The sequence below is a fragment of the Pseudomonas sp. AP3_22 TE3818 genome (assembly GCF_053628995.1).
Genome location: NZ_JBRJHL010000001.1, coordinates 2833800 through 2851272, shown reverse-complemented (window position 1 = coordinate 2851272; position 17473 = coordinate 2833800). Strand labels below are relative to the sequence as shown.

Below are 17473 nucleotides of genomic sequence, written 5' to 3'. Positions count from 1 at the left end.
GCCATGCCCGCCCCCCTTATGAAACAAAGCATTCCAAATGCTCTGTCTCGGCACCCGCGATCAGTCGTGATGTTTGTGTTTATGTTTGTTCTTGTGTTTATTCTTTTGCTTGTAGCCCGAATCGTGGTGGTCGTCGTCATCGGCCATATTGTTGCCGATCGCACCACCTGCTGCGCCGCCCAGACCCGCGCCGATCAGGCCACCGGTGGAACCACCGACACTGTTGCCGATGACCTGGCCACCCGCTGCACCGAGACCTCCGCCAATAGCCGACTCGGTCTTCTTGCCACTCTTGGCGGTCATTGCGCCCCCGGCCGCGCCACCGACGCCGGCTCCGATCGCAGCGCCAGTACTACCTCCCATAGCCTGACCGACCACGCTGCCCAGGGCGCCGCCGACACCGCCACCGATAGCCGTGTTGGTGGCTTCGCCGGCGAGGGCGTACTGCGATACAAGAAGACTTAATGCAACAACAGTGAATGACTTACGCATCAGACAGACCTTTAGGAACACACAAAAGGGGAAAGTCTGTTGGTACGAAACAGTCTGGTCAACAGATATTCGGCCGTATTCCGCGCAGCGTCATGGCCTTCAGTCCGCAACACCCTGGCGTCGCTTGCGGAACTCGGCGACCTTATGCCGGTTTCCGCACAGCGCCATGCTGCACCAGCGTCGTTTGTGCGATTTGGTGCGGTCGTAAAACATCAGTGAACATTCGGCGCTTTCGCATTTGCGTACCAGGTTGAAATCGCCTTCGGCCAGCAACTCCGCAGCGGCGTAAGCGAGCCTGCCCAGACGCTGGTGGCCGGCATCATCCTGATGCAAGCGATCCAGCACCGGCGCGCCCGCCTCCTCCCACACCAGTTGCGGCAGGACCCGCATCAGAAAGGCATTGAGCGCTGCCGGATCCGCCACGCGGTTCTCTCGACGGGCGGCGAGCAGGCGCTCGATGCAGTCGCGCAGCTTGCGCAAGCGGGCAAGCAACTGCCCGTCACCCACCGCCACTTCCGTCGCCAGACCGAAACCGATCTGCTCCAGCCAGCGCGCCGCGTCGGCATCGCTGTTGAGCAGGTCGCGCCGCTGGCCTTCGACCACCATTCGAGTGTTCAGCAGATCCAGCGCCGGATGGTCGGCCAGCACCAGCGGTAGGGGCAAGTCAGGCGTGGTGACGGCGTCAGTCATGGAAATCTCCCGGAAATCAATGCACGAATTGTAACCCACAAAAAAGATTTGACCAGTTACAAAGTCCGTGCAAAATGAAAACAGGTAACCAGCATAAATAACTTTAACAAGTTACATTGGAGATCCATCATGACCACGCTCCCGCACACCACCATTGCCTGCAAATTCGTCGACGCCGACGGCATCCGGGTTTTCTACCGCGAGGCCGGTGCTGCCGACGCTCCCGTACTCTTGTTGCTGCACGGCTTTCCCAGCTCGTCGCACCAATTCCGGGGCCTGATCCCGCTGCTCGCGCACAAGTACCGCTTGATTGCACCGGATCTGCCCGGTTTCGGTTTCACCGAAGTGCCCGCCGAACGCAACTATGTCTACACCTTCGATGCCCTCGGCGAGACGATCCGCCAGTTCGTCGATGTGCTGGGCCTCAAGCGTTATGCGATGTACTTCTTCGACTATGGGGCGCCGGTCGGCCTGCGCCTGGCGCTGGCGTACCCGGAGCGGATCAGCGCGATCGTTTCGCAGAACGGCAATGCCTATCTCGAAGGTCTGGGGGATGCCTGGGCGCCGATCCGCCAGTACTGGGACGAGCCGTCGCCCGCCAATCGCCAGGTGATCAACGATGCCATCCTGCACCTGGAAGGCACGCGCTGGCAGTATGTGGAAGGCGTGAGCAACCCCGATCTCATTGCCCCCGAGGGTTACCATCTGGACGCGCTATTGCTGGAACGACCCGGTAACAAGGACATCCAGCTCGATCTGTTTTATGACTATCGGAACAACCTGAAGCTGTACCCGGCGTTCCAGCAATTCTTGCGCGATGCCCAAGTGCCGACGCTGGCGATCTGGGGCAAGGGCGATCCGTTTTTCATTCCGCCAGGTGCCGAGGCGTACAAGCGTGACAACCCCAATGCGGTGGTCGAGATGCTGGACACCGGCCACTTCGCGCTGGAGACCCACGCCGTGCAGATTGCTCAACGGATGGTCGACGTGGTGGGCAGCTATCTCGACTGAGAGGGCACGATTCTCTGATTTTGATCCGGCTGCAGATTCGCTACTATGTTTGCCCGCCTTCCCTGCCTGCGGATTTCTTCATTCTGGAGCCCTAATGCCTAGTCAAAAGGACATCGCCGCCGAAAGCGGTGCACCGATGATCCCTGAACAGCGTCGTGAATTGATGCTGCGACAGTTGCGCAAGCATCAGGTGCTTAGCGTTCATCAATTGATGGAAATGTTCGACTGTTCGCACATGACCATACGCCGCGACATCGCGCTGTTGGAGCAGGAAGGTCGTGCTTATTCGGTAACGGGTGGGGTACGAATTGCCAGTCAGCTCCACAGTGAACCCAGCCATGAGCTCAAGGCCGTGGTCGAGTTGCCGCAGAAGCAGGCCATGGCCAGGCTCGCCGCGCGGCTATTGCATGCCGACATGACGATTTACCTGGATGCAGGCACCAGCACGCTGGAAATCGTCCCCTACATCAAGGCGCTGTCCGGCATGACTGTGGTGACCAACGACTTCGGCATTGTCCAGGCCCTGATTGAAGCGCCCCAAGTCACAGTGATTCACACCGGCGGGCAGCTGGATCACTCCAATCAATCCTGTGTTGGCGGACTGGCGGTGGCCACCTTGCGTCAGGTCGTCACCGATGTCGCATTCATATCCACCAGTTCATGGGATTTGCGTCGCGGCCTCACCACACCTTCGGCGCTGAAGGTGGAGGTCAAGCAAGCCGCCATGCAATCGGCTTCGCAAGTGGTGCTGGTGGCCAGCAGTTCGAAGTACGGCACGTTCAGCATGTACCGGATCGCCGGGCTCGAGCAGTTCGACATCATCATCAGCGACGACGCGTTGACCGCTGCGGCGGCCGATGGCATCCGCAAGCAGGGTGTCGAACTGTTGCTGCCGTCCGACAATACCCCGGTCTGAAACGGCGGGCTCCTGCATCCAGCGGAGCCCGCCACCCTCCGCTATAACGCTTGGCGCGCCTTCCAGTCCCGCAGCCACTGCAAGCCGGCAGACGTGTCACCTCGTGGCCGGTATTCACACCCTACCCAGCCGTCATATCCCAACTGGTCGATCAGCTCGAACAGATAGGGATAGTTGATTTCTCCCAGGTTGGGTTCATGGCGGTCCGGCACGCCGGCGATCTGGATATGGCCAATTCCGTCGAAATCCCGACGCAGTTTGGTGGCCAGGTCGCCCTCGACGATTTGGCAGTGATAACAGTCGAACTGAACCTTCAGGTTACTGGCGCCTACTTCCTTGCAGATGGCCTGGGCCTGATCTTGCCGGTTGAGGAAAAAGCCCGGCATGTCCCGGGTATTGATTGGTTCCAGCAGTACCGTGACACCGACTTTTGCCGCCTGGGCGGTGGCATGGGCGAGGTTCTCCAGATACACGCCGTGATGCCGTGGGCGGTCGCTTTCCGACGGCAACAGCCCGGCCATCACGTGAATGCGCGAGTTACCCAGCACGCTGGCGTATTCCAGGGCTCGATCAAAACCGCTACGAAATTCACTCTCCCGACCGGGCAACGACACCGTGCCCCGCTCGCCCTTTGCCCAATCACCGGGCGGCGCGTTGAACAGTGCCTGCACCAGGCCGTTGTCGCTCAAGCGTTGCTTGAGTTCTTCAGCGCTGTAGTCGTAGGGGAACAGATACTCCACCGCTTCGAAACCGTCGGCAGCCGCGGCCGCAAAGCGATCCAGAAACTCATGTTCCGGGTAAAGCATGCTGAGGTTGGCAGCAAAACGAGGCATGGTAGCTCCTGAGATAATGGGTTAGACAAAGGGCCAGATCAGCAGGGTAATACAGAAACCCAGGGTACCGAGCAAGGTGGTCAGCACCGTCCAGGTGCGCAAGCCGTCGGCCACGTTCAGTCCGGACAGCTTGGTGAAGATCCAGTAACCGGCATCATTGATATGGGACATGGCCAACCCGCCACCGCCCATGGCCAGGCAAAGCAAGGCCATGTGGTTCGGGGTGAGGTTGAGGGTCGCAATCAGCGGACTGATGATGCCGGCAGTGGTCACCAGCGCCACCGTGGTCGAACCTTGCACCGCGCGCAACAGCATGGTCAGTAGAAAGCCCAGCGCCAGTACCGGCAGACCGGTTGTGCGCAGCAAATCGGAGACCACGGCGCCGATGCCGGTGTCCACCAGCACCTTGCCGAACACACCGCCGGCGCCGGCAATCAGAATCACCATCGCGACGCCGGGCAAGGCCGAACCGATCACGTCAGACACCTGAGTGCGGCTCCAGCCCCGACGCGAACCGAGCAGCCAGGCACACAGCAGGGTGTCGATCAGCAGCGCTACCAGTGGTGCGCCGAGCACCGTCATGATGCCGCGCAGGGTCGAATCGGCAGGCAGCAACGAGGTGGACAGCGTCCCCATCAGAATCAGAATGATGGGCAGCAGGATCAGGCTGACGATCAAACCAAAACCGGGCGCGGGTGCCGGCGGCAATTTGGAAACGATGCTACTGGTGGACTCCTCCAGGCCCATGTGCGATGCGGCTTCAGCCGCTCGCTCAGGGTTCCTGTCGTTGCCATTGGTCCAGGCGAGCAGATCCTCGTTGGTGACATGCGGACCGTAGACTTCGGCACGAATATCGTCGGTCATCGGGTACGCCCGGCGGGTCATGCGCCCGGCCACACGGTAGCCGACATAGCAAAGGAATGCGGTGAGCGGCAAACCGAACATCAGCACACGGCCCAGGTCGGCGCCCAACTGACTGGCCGCAGCCACTGCGCCCGGGTGCGGTGGCAGAAACGCGTGTACGGTCAACAAGGCCGCGCACATCGGCAACGCGAACACCAACAGTGGCTTGCGCGCGCGCCGGGCAATACCATAGGCCAGCGGCATGAGGATGATCACACCGACCTCGAAGAACACCGGCACCCCGACCATGAAGCCGGCAATCGTCAACGCCAGAGGCGTACGCCGGTTGCCAAAACGGGTAATCAGCGTCTTGGCCAGCGCCTCGGCGCCGCCGGAGAGTTCGATGATCCGCCCGATCATCGCGCCCAGGGCAATGATGATCGCGATATGCCCCAGGGTCTTGCCCATGCCGCCTTCAATGGTGGCGACCAGATCGGCCGGTTTCACCCCCGCCACCAGCGCCACCAGAATGCTCACCAGCATCAAGGCCACGAACGGCTGGAACTTGTACTTGAGCACCAGGAACAACAGCAGTGCAATGCCTGCCCCAGCGGTAATCATCAGGATAAACGGGCTCATTTCACCCACCCTCCACGCCGGGTCAATGAAAGGGTACTGCCAATGGGTCTGGACTTGTCGCGGTGAAGGTGAGTCATGCTTGGATTTCCTGTTGTTATTGTTTTTTCAGGCAAGCCGGGGCCGTCGGGAGTCGCTGTGCGTCTCCCGGGCAGAGCCTGCATTATCGATCTGTCGTGTTAAGCCAGCGCGTTACCAGTGCGCACCAAAGGTGTCTCGCAATTCGTCCAGCGCCGCCTGATCGAGCGGTTCAGGCCTGGGATTGCTCATCAGCCAGAGCTGTGCGGTTTCCTCGAGCTCTTCCAGGGCGTAGCTGGCCCTGGATACCGAACTCTCCCAGACCACCGGACCCAGCCGTTCGAGCATCACGCCACGAACACTGTTGGCCAGACGGGCGACTTGCTCGGCAACCTTTGGCGAACCGGGTCGCTGGTAGCCGATCAACGGGATATGCCCGACTTTCATGACCTGATACGGCGTCAGCGGCGGCAGGATGTCGTCTGCCTGCCAGACACCGGCCAGCGTCAACGCCACCAGATGGGTCGAGTGGGTATGCACCACGCCGCCGACATTCGGATTACGGTCGTAGACCTGACGATGCAACGCCAGGGTCTTTGACGGTTTGTCACCGGATACCCATTCGCCAGCCAGATTGACCTTGGCGATGGTCGCCGGATCGAGGCGCCCGAGGCAGACATCCGTGGGCGTGATCAACCAGCCGTCGTCCAGGCGCGCGCTGATATTGCCGGCGCTGCCGACGGTGTATCTGCGCTGGTAAAGGCTGTGGCCAACCTCACAGATTTCTTCGCGCAAAGCGTTCTCGTTACTCATTGCACATCTCCGGCCCGGGCGAGTTGGTTCAAGGCTTTGCTGAAGAAATCCCGGCCACCGAAGTTGCCCGATTTGAGTGCCAGCGCCAAAGGTTCGTCAGTGCTGCTGACGGTCGCCGGTACACCCGGGTCGATCTGCGCGCCAATCTGCAACAGCTGCACACCCAGCGCCTGAACCACCGCGCCCGAAGTTTCGCCACCCGCGATCACGAAGCGGCGTACACCGTTCTGGCGCAGACCTTGGGCAATTTGGCCAAGGGCGTTTTCCACTAGGCTACCAGCCTGCTCGACGCCCAGTTGCTGTTGCACCAACTTGACCTCTTCCGGTGAGCTGGTGGCGTAGATCAATACGGTTTGTGGGTTGTCGCGGGCAAAGGCCAAGGCTTGCGCCACCACCGGTTCACCCGCCGCCAGGGCCAACGGATCAATCCGCAAGGCTGGCCGGCCGGCTTCAAGCCAGGCGGCCACTTGTCCATTGGTGGCGATCGAAGCGCTGCCGGCCAAGACCACTTCCCCGCCGAGCACGGCCGGGAGCTTCGAGGCGTCGAGGTCGCGCAACTTGCCGGCGCGACGGAAATTTTCCGGCAGGCCCAAGGCCAGCCCCGAACCACCGGTCAACAACGGCAAATCAGCACAAGCGGTACCGAGGGTATACAGATCGCTGTCCGACAAGGCATCGGCGATGGCCATGCCGACACCCTGGGCCCGCAACTCGGCGATTCGCGCCCGCACCTGCTCAGCGCCCTGGGCAATCGTGTCGTAGCGCAACAGACCGACATTCAGACGGGTCTGCGATTGCAGTACCCGAACCAGGTTGGCATCGCTCATAGGCGTCAATGGGTGATGCTGCATGCCCGACTCGTTGAGCAGTTGATCCTGCACAAACAAGTGGCCGCGAAAGATCGTCCGACCATTCTCCGGGAACGCCGGGCACGCAAGGGTAAAGTCGCTCCCCAGTGCAGCCAGCAGTGCTTCGCTGACCTGGCCGATATTGCCCGCCGCGGTGGAGTCGAACGTCGAGCAATATTTGAAAAAAACCTGCTCGCAGCCCTGCTCGCGCAACCAGGCAAGCGCCGCGAGGGATTGCTCGACCGCTTCGGCGACCGGCGTGGTACGCGATTTCAAGGCAATCACGATCGCATCGGCATTCAGCCCGGCGGCCACTTCCGCGCTCGGGATACCGATGCTTTGCACGGTGCGCATACCGCCGCGCACCAGCATGTTGGCCAGGTCCGTGGCGCCAGTGAAGTCGTCGGCGATGCAGCCCAGCAGCGGGCGTGCGGTGGAGGTAGTCATGGGGGTGTTCCTCAAACAGGCTCAGGCTTGGCAGTCGGCAATTCGATGCCCGGGAAAATCTTGATCACCGCCGAGTCGTCCTCACGGCCGAAGCCGGCACTGGATGCCTGCATGAACATCTGGTGTGCGGTGGCCGACAGTGGCAGCGGGAATTTGCTGGCCCGGGCGGTATCCAGCACCAGGCCCAGGTCCTTGACGAAAATATCCACCGCGGACAATGGCGTGTAATCAGCCTTGAGAATGTGCGGCACGCGGTTTTCAAACATCCAGGAATTACCCGCGCTGTGGGTGATCACTTCATACAATGCATCGGCGTCGACCCCTTCACGAAGGCCCAGCGCCATGGCTTCGGCAGAAGCGGCAATATGCACCCCGGCGAGGAGCTGGTTGATGATCTTGACCTTCGAACCCAGGCCGTGGAGGTCACCCAGGCGATACACCTTGCCGGCCATACCCGCCAGGATCGACTCAGCCTTGGCGTAGGCGTCGGCCGGGCCCGAGGTCATCATGGTCATCTCGCCAGCGGCGGCCTTGGCCGCGCCGCCGGAAATCGGCGCATCCAGGTACAGCAGGCCCAACGCAGCCAGGCGTTGCCCCAGATCCACGGCGTATGTCGGAGCGACCGTGGCGCAGCCGATCACCAGGCTGCCCGGCCGCAAAGAAGCCACCACCCCACCCTCACCAAACAATACGGTCTCGGTCTGCTCGGCGTTGACCACGACGGTAATGATCACGTCACACTCAGCGGCCATGTGCGACGGTGACGGGCACGCCACGCCGCCCTCCCCGGCAAACTGCTCTGTTACGGCAGTGCGCACGTCACAGGCATGCACATTGAAACCGCTGCGCAGCAACGAGCGGGCAATGCCCAGCCCCATCGCGCCCAGACCGACAACACCGACATTCTTGTTATTCATGGGGTACTCCAGAGGGAAGCAGCGACTGCATAAACGTCTGCAAGGCGCAGACGTTGGCTGCGTTGCAGGTGGGGCTTCGGCAGACAGGAAGCGGATAAACAGGCTGAGCGGCACGGTCGTTCAGGACGTGAGCCCGGGGGCTCATCAACATCAAGGCAGTCCTGAAGTTGTCGTGTTATCAGGTTGTCATACCGGCTGGACAGATAATCCACCAATGAGCGGATTATGTGAAGTATTTTTTCGAAATAACATTTTTTAACATCGCTTTCATCACACAACACCAACCCGATTCTCGATGAAGACTCACCGCAACGGGCGGAGCTGGATCGCGCCAGGTTGAAGTGGCGTATGACGGCATGAGTATTGTGCTGTAGCTGATGGCCCCATCGCTGGCAAGCCAGCTCCCACAATGTTCTGTGGCGCACATAAAACCTGTGGGAGCTGACTTGCCAGCGATGATGTCCGACCAGACACCAAAGATTTCAACGGTTGTTCCCCGGAGAACCCCGATGACCGACACCCCGATATCCCCCGCCGAATTCTCATCGAGCCGTGCATCGCACTGGAAGCGGACTTCGTCGAGCTCGCCACGTGGCACAGCTCCCCCTCAGGGTGACGGCAGATAGCTCATCACACGTGACTCGCCCATCAGCAGCGGACGATTCAGTTCCGAGCAGGCGCGCAGGTACTCGGCCACCAGGGTGATCCGTTTCAGCTTGCGCAGATCTTCGCTGTAGTACATCCAGAATTGCCGCGTGATCTCCACTTCACCGGGCAGCACTTCGCACAGGCGGGGATCGGGGCCGGCGAGGAAGCAAGGCAGGATCGCCAGCGCCCGTCCTTCCAGGGCTGCGTGGTAATGGGCCACCACGCTGGTGCTGCGCAGGCGGCTGTTGGCTCCGGGCATCAGGTCGTTCAGGTAGAGCAGTTTGAAACTGAAGGCCAAGTCCTCGACGTAGGTCACGAACGGGTGGCCGTCCAGGTCCTCGCGGCAACCGATCGGCGGATGGTTCGCCAGGTACTCCGGCGTCGCATAAAGGCGCAGGCGGTAGTCACACAATCGCGAGCACACGTAGGGACCGCGCTCGGGCCGCTCCAGGGTGATGGCGATATCCGCCTCGCGCCGTGACAGGTTGATGAAATGCGGGACCGGCAAAATGTCCGCCGAGATGTTCGGGTAGTGCTCAAGGAAGTGGCTCATCTGCGCCGTGATGAAACAGGTTCCGAAAGCTTCGGTACAGCCGATGCGCAGATGCCCGGCGAGCCCCCCGGTGGTGCCGAAAACCTGCTCGCAGGCTACCAGCAGCGTACTTTCCAGGGATTCGGCGTGGCCGACCAGACGCTGCCCCTCCACGGTCAGGACAAAACCGGACGTTCGCGACTTCTCGAACAGCAGGGCACCCAGGCACTGCTCCAGGGCGCGGATGCGCCGCGACACCGTGGTGTAGTCCACTCCCAGACGGCGGGCCGCACCGCTGGCGGTGCGAGCACGGGCCACTTCGAGGAAGAAGCGCAAGTCGTCCCAGTTCAGTGGGGGCTGCGTTGTGCATTTTTGCATATCCATCGGGCTTTTCCGCCAATACATATGGGAAATATGCACTTATATACTCGCATCTCACCCAACTTGGCCAGCATCGTTTTCAGGCCAGGAAAGCCCCCCACCCGAATAATAAATATCGAGGGCTGACAGCATGAGCGCACGGATAAACATCGGCTTGAACGCCGGACACAAGCAGCTGCGCAACAGCGCAATCGCGGTCACGGTTCTTGTCTGCCGTTGGCCCGATCCGTGGCACCCCGCTTCCCTCCCACACCGCCCCCTCGCCACTGGAAGGTCATCCGGGCGGCAATAACTCCAGCACATCAGCATTCAGGTGGCGTCCCGCATCGGGTCGCTGCCCGGGTACCCGTACGCCCCTCAAAAGGCGAACAACAAAAACAACTAGAAATGCGGAGCCTCACCATGACGACCGACCATCCGAACCACGTCCAGACCTGTGCACGGGTCAGGGCCAACCCCAAGTTCCAACGCCTGGCGCGCCAGCGTGCACTGCTGGCCTGGACACTGAGCGGCGCGGTCCTGGCGATCTATTACAGCTTCATCATGGTGGTGGCGTTCGCTCCCGCCTGGCTGCACCTGCCGCTGTACGACGGCAGCCACCTGAGCCTCGGCATGCCCATCGGCGTGACGATCATCCTGTTGTCCTGGCTACTCACCGCCTGGTACGTGCACAGCGCCAACACCCGCTTCGACGTGCTCAGCTCGCAGATCCTCCAGGAGTCCCGCGCATGAAACGCCTGCTCGCCCTTCTCGCCCTCAGCCCTGTGCTGGCCCATGCCGAACCCATCATTGCGCAGAAGCAACCGCTCAACCTGCACGCCATCGGCATGTTTTTCGTCTTCGTCCTCGCCACCCTGCTGATCACCTGGTGGGCGGCACGGCGCACCCGCTCTGCCGCCGATTTCTACAGCGCCGGCGGCGGTATCACGGGCTTTCAGAATGGCCTGGCAATCGCCGGTGACTACATGTCGGCGGCCACTCTGCTGGGCCTGTCGAGCCTGGTCTTCGCCAAGGGCTACGACGGTTTCGTCTACATCATCGGCTTCTTCGTCGGCTGGCCGATCGTCACCTTCCTGATGGCCGAGCGCTTGCGCAACCTGGGGCGCTACACCTTCGCCGACATTGTCTCCTACCGGCTCGATCAGACCCGCGTGCGCAGCTTCGCCGCCCTCGGATCGCTGACCGTGGTGTGCTGCTATCTGGTGGTGCAGATGGTCGGTGCCGGTCAACTGATCAAACTGTTGTTCGGTCTCGACTACCGCACAGCGGTGGTGGTCGTCGGACTGTTGATGCTGGTCTATGTGATCTTCGGCGGCATGCTCGCCACCACCTGGGTACAGATCACCAAGGCGGTCCTGCTGTTGGCGGGCGGCACCACCCTGGTGCTGATGGCCCTGAGTCGCTTCGACTTCAGCTTCGAGACGCTGGCCGCCCAGGCGGTGGCCGTGCATGCCAGCGGCGTGCAGATCATGGGCCCGGGCACCTTGCTGGCCGACCCGATCAACGCGGTGTCCTTGTCCCTCGGCCTGGTCTTCGGCATTGCCGGCCTGCCGCACATCCTGATGCGCTTCTTCACGGTGCCCAATGCCAAGGAGGCGCGTAAATCGGTGCTGTTCGCCACGGTGTTCATCGGCTTCTTCTTCCTGGTGGTCTGCGTCCTGGGCTATACCGCCATCGTCATCGTCGGCACGGATCCGCAGTACTACGTCGATGGCAAGCTCGGTGGGGCCATGATCGGCGGCGGCAACATGGTGGCCATGCACCTGGCGAAGGCAGTGGGCGGCAACCTGTTTCTCGGCTTCCTCTCTGCCGTGGCGTTCGCCACCATTCTCGCGGTGGTGTCCGGCCTGGCCCTGGCCGGTGCCTCGGCCATCTCCCATGACCTTTACGCCTCGGTATTAAAGAAAGGCTGCGCCGACGAGAAACAGGAAATGCGCGTGTCGCGCATCGCCACCGTCTGCCTGGGCATCGTTGCGATTGCCCTCGGCATTCTGTTCGAGGGCCAGAACATCGCCTTCCTGGTCGGCCTGACGTTCGGCATCGCCGCCTCGGCGAATTTCCCGGTGCTGATCATGGCCATGTACTGGAGCGGCCTGACCACACGTGGCGCCCTCTACGGCGGCCTGACCGGCCTGCTCAGCGCACTGGCCCTGGTGATCGGCTCGCCGTCGGTGTGGGTCGGCGTACTGGGGCATGCCCAGGCACTCTTCCCTTACGACCAGCCGGCGCTGTTCTCCATGCCACTGGCCTTCCTGGTCATAGTGGTCGCTTCCCGGCTTGACCGCAGCGAACGCGCCGACCGCGAACGCGCTGCCTATGCCGACCAGTTCGTGCGTGCCCAGACCGGCCTTGGAGCCGCCATGGCCAGCAGCCACTGACGCTGACTTTCCGGGGCTGACGCCCCGAGCGCGAGTCCGCTCCTTTGCTTCGCGCTTTTTTACGCCCGTCCTGCGTCGCTCGGCGCAGGACACCCCGAAAGCGCCCTTCCCTCGCCAACCCGAAACGGCGCGGTAGCGGCTTGTCGACAACAAAAACAACAAAAGGCCTCCAATGAAACCCACCACCCTCACCCTGTTCCTGGCCGGCAGCGGCCTCGCCGCCCAGGCTCACGCCGACTTCCTCGCAGACAGCACGGCCAGACTGGAAACGCGCAACTTCTACTTCAACCGCGACTTCCGCCAGGCCAATGCCGCGCAGTCCAAGCAAGAAGAATGGGCCCAGGGTTTCCTGCTGCGCTACGAATCCGGCTATACCGACGGCATGATCGGCGTCGGTATCGATGCCCTGGGCCAGCTCGGCGTCAAACTCGACTCCAGCCCCGATCGTGCCGGCTCCGGCCTGCTCAAGCGCGACAGCCAGGCGCCCAGGCGCGCCAAGGACGAGTATGGCGAACTGGGCCTGACGGCCAAGATCAAAGCGTCCAACAGCGTGCTCAAGCTCGGCACCCTGGCCCCGAAGTTGCCGGTGCTGCTGGCCAATGACTCGCGCCTGTTGCCGCAAACATTCCGCGGTGGCCAGTTGAACGTTCAGGAAATCAAAGGCCTGAGCGTCGATGCGGGGCGCGTGGATCGGGTCAACCAGCGCGACTCCTCGGACTACGAGAAAATGACCATCACCACCACCGGCGCCAAGGGCATTGTCAGTGGCCAGGCCCGCAGCGACGCCTTCAATTTCGCCGGCCTGGCCTACCAGTGGAACGACCGGCTGAACACGGGCTACAACTACGGCGGCCTGGACGATTTCTACCACCAACACCAGTTCAGTCTGGTCCACGTGCTGCCGCTGGGCGCAGGCCAGACGCTCAAGAGCGACCTGCGCTACGCCCGTTCCACCGACGATGGCAACAGCAACGTCGACAACAATGCCCTCGGCGCCATGTTCACCTATGCCCTCGGCGGCCATGCCTTCGGTCTCGGTTACCAACGCATGAGCGGCGACACCGGCTTTGCCTACGTCAATGGCAGCGACGCCTTCCTGGTCAACTTCGTGCAGATCAACGATTTCGCCAACAAGGACGAGCGTTCCTGGCAGGCGCGCTACGACTACAACTTCGCGGCGCTCGGCGTTCCTGGCCTGACCTTCATGACCCGCTACTTGTCCGGCGACAGCATCGACCTGGGCGTCGGCAAGCCCGACGGTCGCGAATGGGAGCGCGACACCGACATCGGCTACGTGGTGCAGAGCGGCCCGCTGAAAAACCTCGGTCTCAAGTGGCGCAACGCATCGGTGCGCACCGCCCACTTCGGTAACGATCTCGACGAGAACCGCCTGATCCTCAGCTATACCCTGGCGCTCTGGTAAGCCCCGTACAAGGCGGGTGCCGCTCACATCGCCTGTCGGTGCGAGCAGCACCCGCCTTGTGCATTTTTGGCGCATCCGGGATGCCGCAGCCTGTGCTTTTTTGCACAACGCACGGGACTTTTTGAGCATTCTTATTTGATTTATGCCTGCCTATACTCGATTCAACCGCTTGGTCATGAACCAGGTCAGTCCCAATAAAAATAAACAGGGCACCCATCGTGAAGCCATCCTTGCTTGCCGTCGTCTCCCCACTTTCAGGTACCCGCGCGCGCCTCGGGAGACTCCAATGAACAACCACTGCCAACCCTTCCTGGCCGCTCGTGACTTCCTGCTGGCCCACCGTACCGACTACGCCACCGCCGTACGTGACTTCCGCTGGCCGCAGCTGCACGAATTCAACTGGGCGCTGGATTACTTCGATGCCATGGCTGAGGGCAACCAGGCCAATGCCTTGTGGATCGTCGAAGAGGACGGCAGCGAACAACGCTACAGCTTCCAGCAACTGGCCGCGCGCTCCAACCAGGTGGCCAATCACCTGCGTGCCTTCGGCGTGCGCCGCGGCGAACGCATCCTGCTGATGCTCGGCAACGACGTCGCCCTGTGGGAAACCATGCTGGCCGCCTTCAAGCTCGGTGCCGTGGTCATTCCCGCCACCGCCCTGCTGACCCCCGATGACCTGAGCGACCGCATCGAGCGCGGCCATGTTCGCCACCTGGTGGTCGGTAGCGCCCATGTCGACAAGTTCGTCGGGCTGGGTGAAGGCTGCACCCGCATCTGCGTCGGTCCGTCCCCCGCCGGCTGGACCCCGCACAGCGCCGCCAGCGAGCATTCCGAGCAGTTCGAATCAGAGGGTCGCACGCTGGCCACCGACCCGATGCTGCTGTACTTCACCTCCGGCACCACCTCCAAGCCGAAGATGGTGTTGCACAGTCACCAGAGTTACCCGGTCGGCCACCTCTCGACCATGTACTGGATTGGCCTGCAGCCGGGCGACCTGCACCTGAACATTTCGTCCCCGGGCTGGGCCAAGCACGCCTGGAGCTGCCTCTTTGCACCGTGGAATGCCGGTGCCTGCATCTTTATCCACAACACCGCACGCTTCAGCGCGCCAGCCCTGCTCGGCGTGCTCGAGCGCTACGGCGTCACCAGCCTGTGTGCGCCGCCCACCGTGTGGCGCATGCTGATCCAGGAAGACCTGGCCAGCTACAAGACTCGCCTGCGCCTGCGCGAACTGGTGGGCGCCGGTGAGCCGCTCAACCCGGAGATCATCGAGCAAGTACAGCACGCCTGGGGCCTGTTGCTGCGCGACGGCTTCGGCCAGTCGGAAACCACCGCCCTGGTCGGCAACACGCCTGGCCAGCCGCTCAAGCCGGGGTCCATGGGCCGTCCGCTGCCGGGCTACCGGGTGACCATGCTCGACCCTGATGGCGTACCGGGTAACGAAGGCGAAGTGGCCCTGCCGCTGGACGTACGCCCGCTTGGCCTGATGCTGTGCTACGAGGACAGCCCGGAAAAGACCGCCGAAGTGATGCGCGACGGCTTTTACCGCACAGGGGACACCGCGCAGATCGACGACGAGGGCTACATCACCTTCGTCGGCCGCGCCGATGACGTGTTCAAGGCCTCCGACTACCGCATCAGCCCCTTCGAGCTGGAAAGCGCACTGATCGAGCATCCGGCGGTGATGGAAGTGGCCGTGGTGCCAAGTCCCGACCCGGTGCGCCTGGCAGTGCCCAAGGCCTATCTGATCCTGGCCCATGACGCACAGGGCAGTCATGAACTGGCCGGCAGCATCCTCGCGTTCGCCCGAGAGCACCTGGCGCCCTACAAGCGGGTACGGCGCATCGAATTTGTCAGCGAGCTGCCCAAGACCATCTCCGGAAAAATCCGCCGGGTGGAACTGCGGCAAATGGAAGTGCAGCGTCGCCAGGGCGACGCACGTGGCCCGCAGGAATACTTCGAAGAAGACTTCCCGCAACTCAAAGGCTGAACCCCGGGCCGGCATGCCGGCCCTCCCCAATCCAAATCCGACCGCTCGGCCAACCTCGCCGAGGGGACTCATTCGACCCAAAGAAAGCAGGCAGGCCCCGCAAATGACCTCTTCCATCGTTCCCAGCGTCAAGCTTCTCATCAACGGCGAGTTCGTCGAATCGCGCACCAGCCAGTGGCGCGACGTGGTCAACCCGGCCACCCAGGAAGTCCTGGCCCGCGTCCCCTTCGCCACCGCCGAGGAAATGAACGCCGCCGTGGCCAGCGCCAAGGATGCCTTCAAGACCTGGCGCAAAACGCCGATTGGTGTCCGCTCCCGGATTTTCTTCAAATATCAGCAACTGATCCGCGAAAACATCAAAGAATTGGCAGCACTGCTCACCGCCGAACAGGGCAAGACCCTGCCGGATGCCGAAGGTGACGTGTTCCGCGGCCTGGAAGTGGTCGAGCACGCCGCCAGCATCGGCAACCTGCAGATGGGCGAGTTGGCCAACAACGTGGCCAATGGCGTCGACACCTACACCCTGCTGCAGCCGCTGGGCGTGTGCGCCGGTATCACCCCGTTCAACTTCCCGGCAATGATCCCGCTGTGGATGTTTCCGATGGCCATCGCCACCGGCAACACCTTCATCCTCAAGCCATCCGAGCAGGACCCGCTGGTGACCATGCGCCTGGTGGAACTGGCGCTGGAGGCCGGGGTACCCAAGGGCGTGCTCAACGTCATCCACGGCGGCGTCGATGCGGTGAACCTGATCTGCGACCACCCGGACATCAAGGCCGTGTCCTTCGTCGGCTCGACCAAGGTCGGCACCCACGTCTACAACCGTGCCACCCAGAATGGCAAGCGCGCGCAGTGCATGATGGGTGCGAAAAACCATGCCATCGTCCTGCCCGATGCCAACCGGCAGCAGACCCTGAACAACCTGCTGGGTGCCTCCTTCGGCGCTGCCGGCCAGCGCTGCATGGCCCTGCCGGTGGTGATCCTGGTCGGTGAAGCGCAGACCTGGCTGCCGGACCTGATCGAACGGACCAAAACCCTCAAGATCAATGGCGGCACCGAGCCAGGCACCGACATCGGCCCGGTGATTTCCTGCGCCGCCCTGGAGCGCGTCAACGGCCTGATCGCCAGCGGCATCGAAGAAGGCGCAAAGCTTGAACTGGATGGGCGCAACCCGAGCGTGCCGGGCTATCAGGACGGCAACTTCGTCGGCCCGACCATTTTCTCCGGCGTCACTGCGCAAATGTCGGTGTACCGCGAAGAGATCTTCGGCCCGGTGCTGTGCGTCATGCACGCCGCCAACCTGGACGAGGCAATCGAGATCATCAACGCCAACCCGAACGGCAACGGCACTGCTTTGTTCACCCGTTCCGGCGCTGCCGCGCGGCACTTCCAGGAAGAGATCGACGTCGGCCAGGTCGGTATCAACGTGCCAATCCCGGTACCGGTCCCGCTGTTCTCCTTCTCAGGTTCGCGCGCCTCCAAGCTGGGCGACCTGGGCCCCTACGGCAAGCAAGTGGTGACCTTCTACACCCAGACCAAGACGATCACCCAGCGCTGGTTCGACGAGGACGACACCGGCGGCGCGGTGAACACCACCATCACCCTGAAATGACCGTTGCCGGCCGGCGCCTTGCGTCGGCCGACGACAAGCGCGCGC

The 17473-nt window shown here is 62.3% G+C and carries 15 protein-coding genes and 1 pseudogene; 8 read left to right on the top strand and 8 right to left on the bottom strand.

All coding sequences use genetic code 11. The features are described from left to right. Positions 1-60: 60 nt before the first annotated feature. Both AB7M25_RS12885 and AB7M25_RS12880 read right to left on the bottom strand, forming a co-directional pair. Positions 61-492 carry a glycine zipper domain-containing protein gene (locus AB7M25_RS12885; RefSeq protein WP_429384593.1) on the bottom strand — a complete coding sequence of 144 codons (432 nt, stop codon included), beginning with the start codon at positions 490-492 and terminating at the stop codon, positions 61-63. Positions 493-591: 99 nt separating this feature from the next. Next, entirely contained in the window at positions 592-1182 is a 591-nt protein-coding gene (locus AB7M25_RS12880) for a CGNR zinc finger domain-containing protein (RefSeq protein WP_429560680.1), read from the bottom strand. A 129-nt stretch (positions 1183-1311) separates the two neighbouring features. Here AB7M25_RS12880 and AB7M25_RS12875 point away from each other — a divergent pair, with 129 nt between their 5' ends. Both AB7M25_RS12875 and AB7M25_RS12870 read left to right on the top strand, forming a co-directional pair. After that, a complete protein-coding gene (locus AB7M25_RS12875; protein WP_454237409.1) occupies positions 1312-2193 on the top strand; it encodes an alpha/beta fold hydrolase in 882 nt (293 codons plus the stop codon). Positions 2194-2287: 94 nt separating this feature from the next. Beyond that, positions 2288-3109 carry a DeoR/GlpR family DNA-binding transcription regulator gene (locus AB7M25_RS12870; protein WP_454237408.1) on the top strand — a complete coding sequence of 274 codons (822 nt, stop codon included), beginning with the start codon at positions 2288-2290 and terminating at the stop codon, positions 3107-3109. A 41-nt stretch (positions 3110-3150) separates the two neighbouring features. On the opposite strand, the gene otnI is transcribed toward AB7M25_RS12870, so the two are convergent. The 5 genes from otnI to ltnD form a co-directional block, all read right to left on the bottom strand. After that, positions 3151-3942 (bottom strand): 2-oxo-tetronate isomerase, encoded by a 792-nt coding sequence (gene otnI, locus AB7M25_RS12865; protein WP_454237407.1) that lies wholly within the window; start codon positions 3940-3942, stop codon positions 3151-3153. Positions 3943-3963: 21 nt separating this feature from the next. After that, a complete protein-coding gene (locus AB7M25_RS12860; protein WP_429384603.1) occupies positions 3964-5424 on the bottom strand; it encodes a GntT/GntP/DsdX family permease in 1461 nt (486 codons plus the stop codon). Positions 5425-5613: 189 nt separating this feature from the next. Further along, a complete protein-coding gene (gene otnC / locus AB7M25_RS12855) occupies positions 5614-6252 on the bottom strand; it encodes a 3-oxo-tetronate 4-phosphate decarboxylase (RefSeq protein WP_429384605.1) in 639 nt (212 codons plus the stop codon). Next, on the bottom strand, positions 6249-7547 hold the full coding sequence (otnK, locus tag AB7M25_RS12850) for a 3-oxo-tetronate kinase (RefSeq protein ID WP_429384607.1): 1299 nt from the start codon (positions 7545-7547) through the stop codon (positions 6249-6251). The genes otnC and otnK overlap by 4 nt, the downstream gene beginning before the upstream one ends. Positions 7548-7558: 11 nt before the next feature. Beyond that, positions 7559-8464, bottom strand: coding sequence for an L-threonate dehydrogenase (ltnD, locus tag AB7M25_RS12845; protein WP_429384609.1), 906 nt, complete (start codon positions 8462-8464; stop codon positions 7559-7561). 273 nt (positions 8465-8737) lie between these two features. On the opposite strand from ltnD, the pseudogene AB7M25_RS12840 reads away from it, so the two are divergent. Then, positions 8738-8838, top strand: a pseudogene (locus AB7M25_RS12840) (pyrroloquinoline quinone biosynthesis protein PqqB); the annotation flags it as partial. 233 nt (positions 8839-9071) lie between these two features. Here the strand turns inward: AB7M25_RS12840 and AB7M25_RS12835 are convergent. Further along, positions 9072-10022, bottom strand: coding sequence for a LysR family transcriptional regulator (locus AB7M25_RS12835; RefSeq protein WP_429384887.1), 951 nt, complete (start codon positions 10020-10022; stop codon positions 9072-9074). A 405-nt stretch (positions 10023-10427) separates the two neighbouring features. Here AB7M25_RS12835 and AB7M25_RS12830 point away from each other — a divergent pair, with 405 nt between their 5' ends. From AB7M25_RS12830 to AB7M25_RS12810, 5 genes are all read left to right on the top strand, one after another. Then, positions 10428-10757: a DUF485 domain-containing protein gene (locus AB7M25_RS12830; protein WP_008050941.1), complete on the top strand. Its 330-nt coding sequence runs from the start codon at positions 10428-10430 to the stop codon at positions 10755-10757. After that, a complete protein-coding gene (locus AB7M25_RS12825) occupies positions 10754-12403 on the top strand; it encodes a cation acetate symporter (RefSeq protein WP_429384611.1) in 1650 nt (549 codons plus the stop codon). The genes AB7M25_RS12830 and AB7M25_RS12825 overlap by 4 nt, the downstream gene beginning before the upstream one ends. A 172-nt stretch (positions 12404-12575) precedes the next feature. Continuing rightward, the gene (locus AB7M25_RS12820; protein WP_429384613.1) at positions 12576-13826 is read left to right on the top strand and encodes an OprD family porin; all 1251 of its coding nucleotides are present in this window, start codon (positions 12576-12578) and stop codon (positions 13824-13826) included. Positions 13827-14112: 286 nt separating this feature from the next. Beyond that, the gene (locus AB7M25_RS12815; RefSeq protein WP_454237406.1) at positions 14113-15816 is read left to right on the top strand and encodes an AMP-binding protein; all 1704 of its coding nucleotides are present in this window, start codon (positions 14113-14115) and stop codon (positions 15814-15816) included. A gap of 103 nt (positions 15817-15919) precedes the next feature. After that, entirely contained in the window at positions 15920-17428 is a 1509-nt protein-coding gene (locus AB7M25_RS12810) for a CoA-acylating methylmalonate-semialdehyde dehydrogenase (RefSeq protein ID WP_429384617.1), read from the top strand. The last annotated feature ends 45 nt before the right edge of the window (positions 17429-17473 follow it).

Excerpts from the sequence above, each read along its gene's own strand:
- AB7M25_RS12835 (WP_429384887.1), bottom strand. The coding sequence starts at position 10,022 with ATGCAAAAATGCACAACGCAGCCCCCACTGAACTGGGACGACTTGCGC.
- otnC (WP_429384605.1), bottom strand. The coding sequence starts at position 6,252 with ATGAGTAACGAGAACGCTTTGCGCGAAGAAATCTGTGAGGTTGGCCAC.
- AB7M25_RS12875 (WP_454237409.1), top strand. The coding sequence starts at position 1,312 with ATGACCACGCTCCCGCACACCACCATTGCCTGCAAATTCGTCGACGCC.
- AB7M25_RS12885 (WP_429384593.1), bottom strand. The coding sequence starts at position 492 with ATGCGTAAGTCATTCACTGTTGTTGCATTAAGTCTTCTTGTATCGCAG.
- otnK (WP_429384607.1), bottom strand. The coding sequence starts at position 7,547 with ATGACTACCTCCACCGCACGCCCGCTGCTGGGCTGCATCGCCGACGAC.
- AB7M25_RS12870 (WP_454237408.1), top strand. The coding sequence starts at position 2,288 with ATGCCTAGTCAAAAGGACATCGCCGCCGAAAGCGGTGCACCGATGATC.
- AB7M25_RS12860 (WP_429384603.1), bottom strand. The coding sequence starts at position 5,424 with ATGAGCCCGTTTATCCTGATGATTACCGCTGGGGCAGGCATTGCACTG.
- AB7M25_RS12815 (WP_454237406.1), top strand. The coding sequence starts at position 14,113 with ATGAACAACCACTGCCAACCCTTCCTGGCCGCTCGTGACTTCCTGCTG.
- otnI (WP_454237407.1), bottom strand. The coding sequence starts at position 3,942 with ATGCCTCGTTTTGCTGCCAACCTCAGCATGCTTTACCCGGAACATGAG.
- AB7M25_RS12830 (WP_008050941.1), top strand. The coding sequence starts at position 10,428 with ATGACGACCGACCATCCGAACCACGTCCAGACCTGTGCACGGGTCAGG.
- AB7M25_RS12810 (WP_429384617.1), top strand. The coding sequence starts at position 15,920 with ATGACCTCTTCCATCGTTCCCAGCGTCAAGCTTCTCATCAACGGCGAG.
- AB7M25_RS12880 (WP_429560680.1), bottom strand. The coding sequence starts at position 1,182 with ATGACTGACGCCGTCACCACGCCTGACTTGCCCCTACCGCTGGTGCTG.
- ltnD (WP_429384609.1), bottom strand. The coding sequence starts at position 8,464 with ATGAATAACAAGAATGTCGGTGTTGTCGGTCTGGGCGCGATGGGGCTG.
- AB7M25_RS12825 (WP_429384611.1), top strand. The coding sequence starts at position 10,754 with ATGAAACGCCTGCTCGCCCTTCTCGCCCTCAGCCCTGTGCTGGCCCAT.
- AB7M25_RS12820 (WP_429384613.1), top strand. The coding sequence starts at position 12,576 with ATGAAACCCACCACCCTCACCCTGTTCCTGGCCGGCAGCGGCCTCGCC.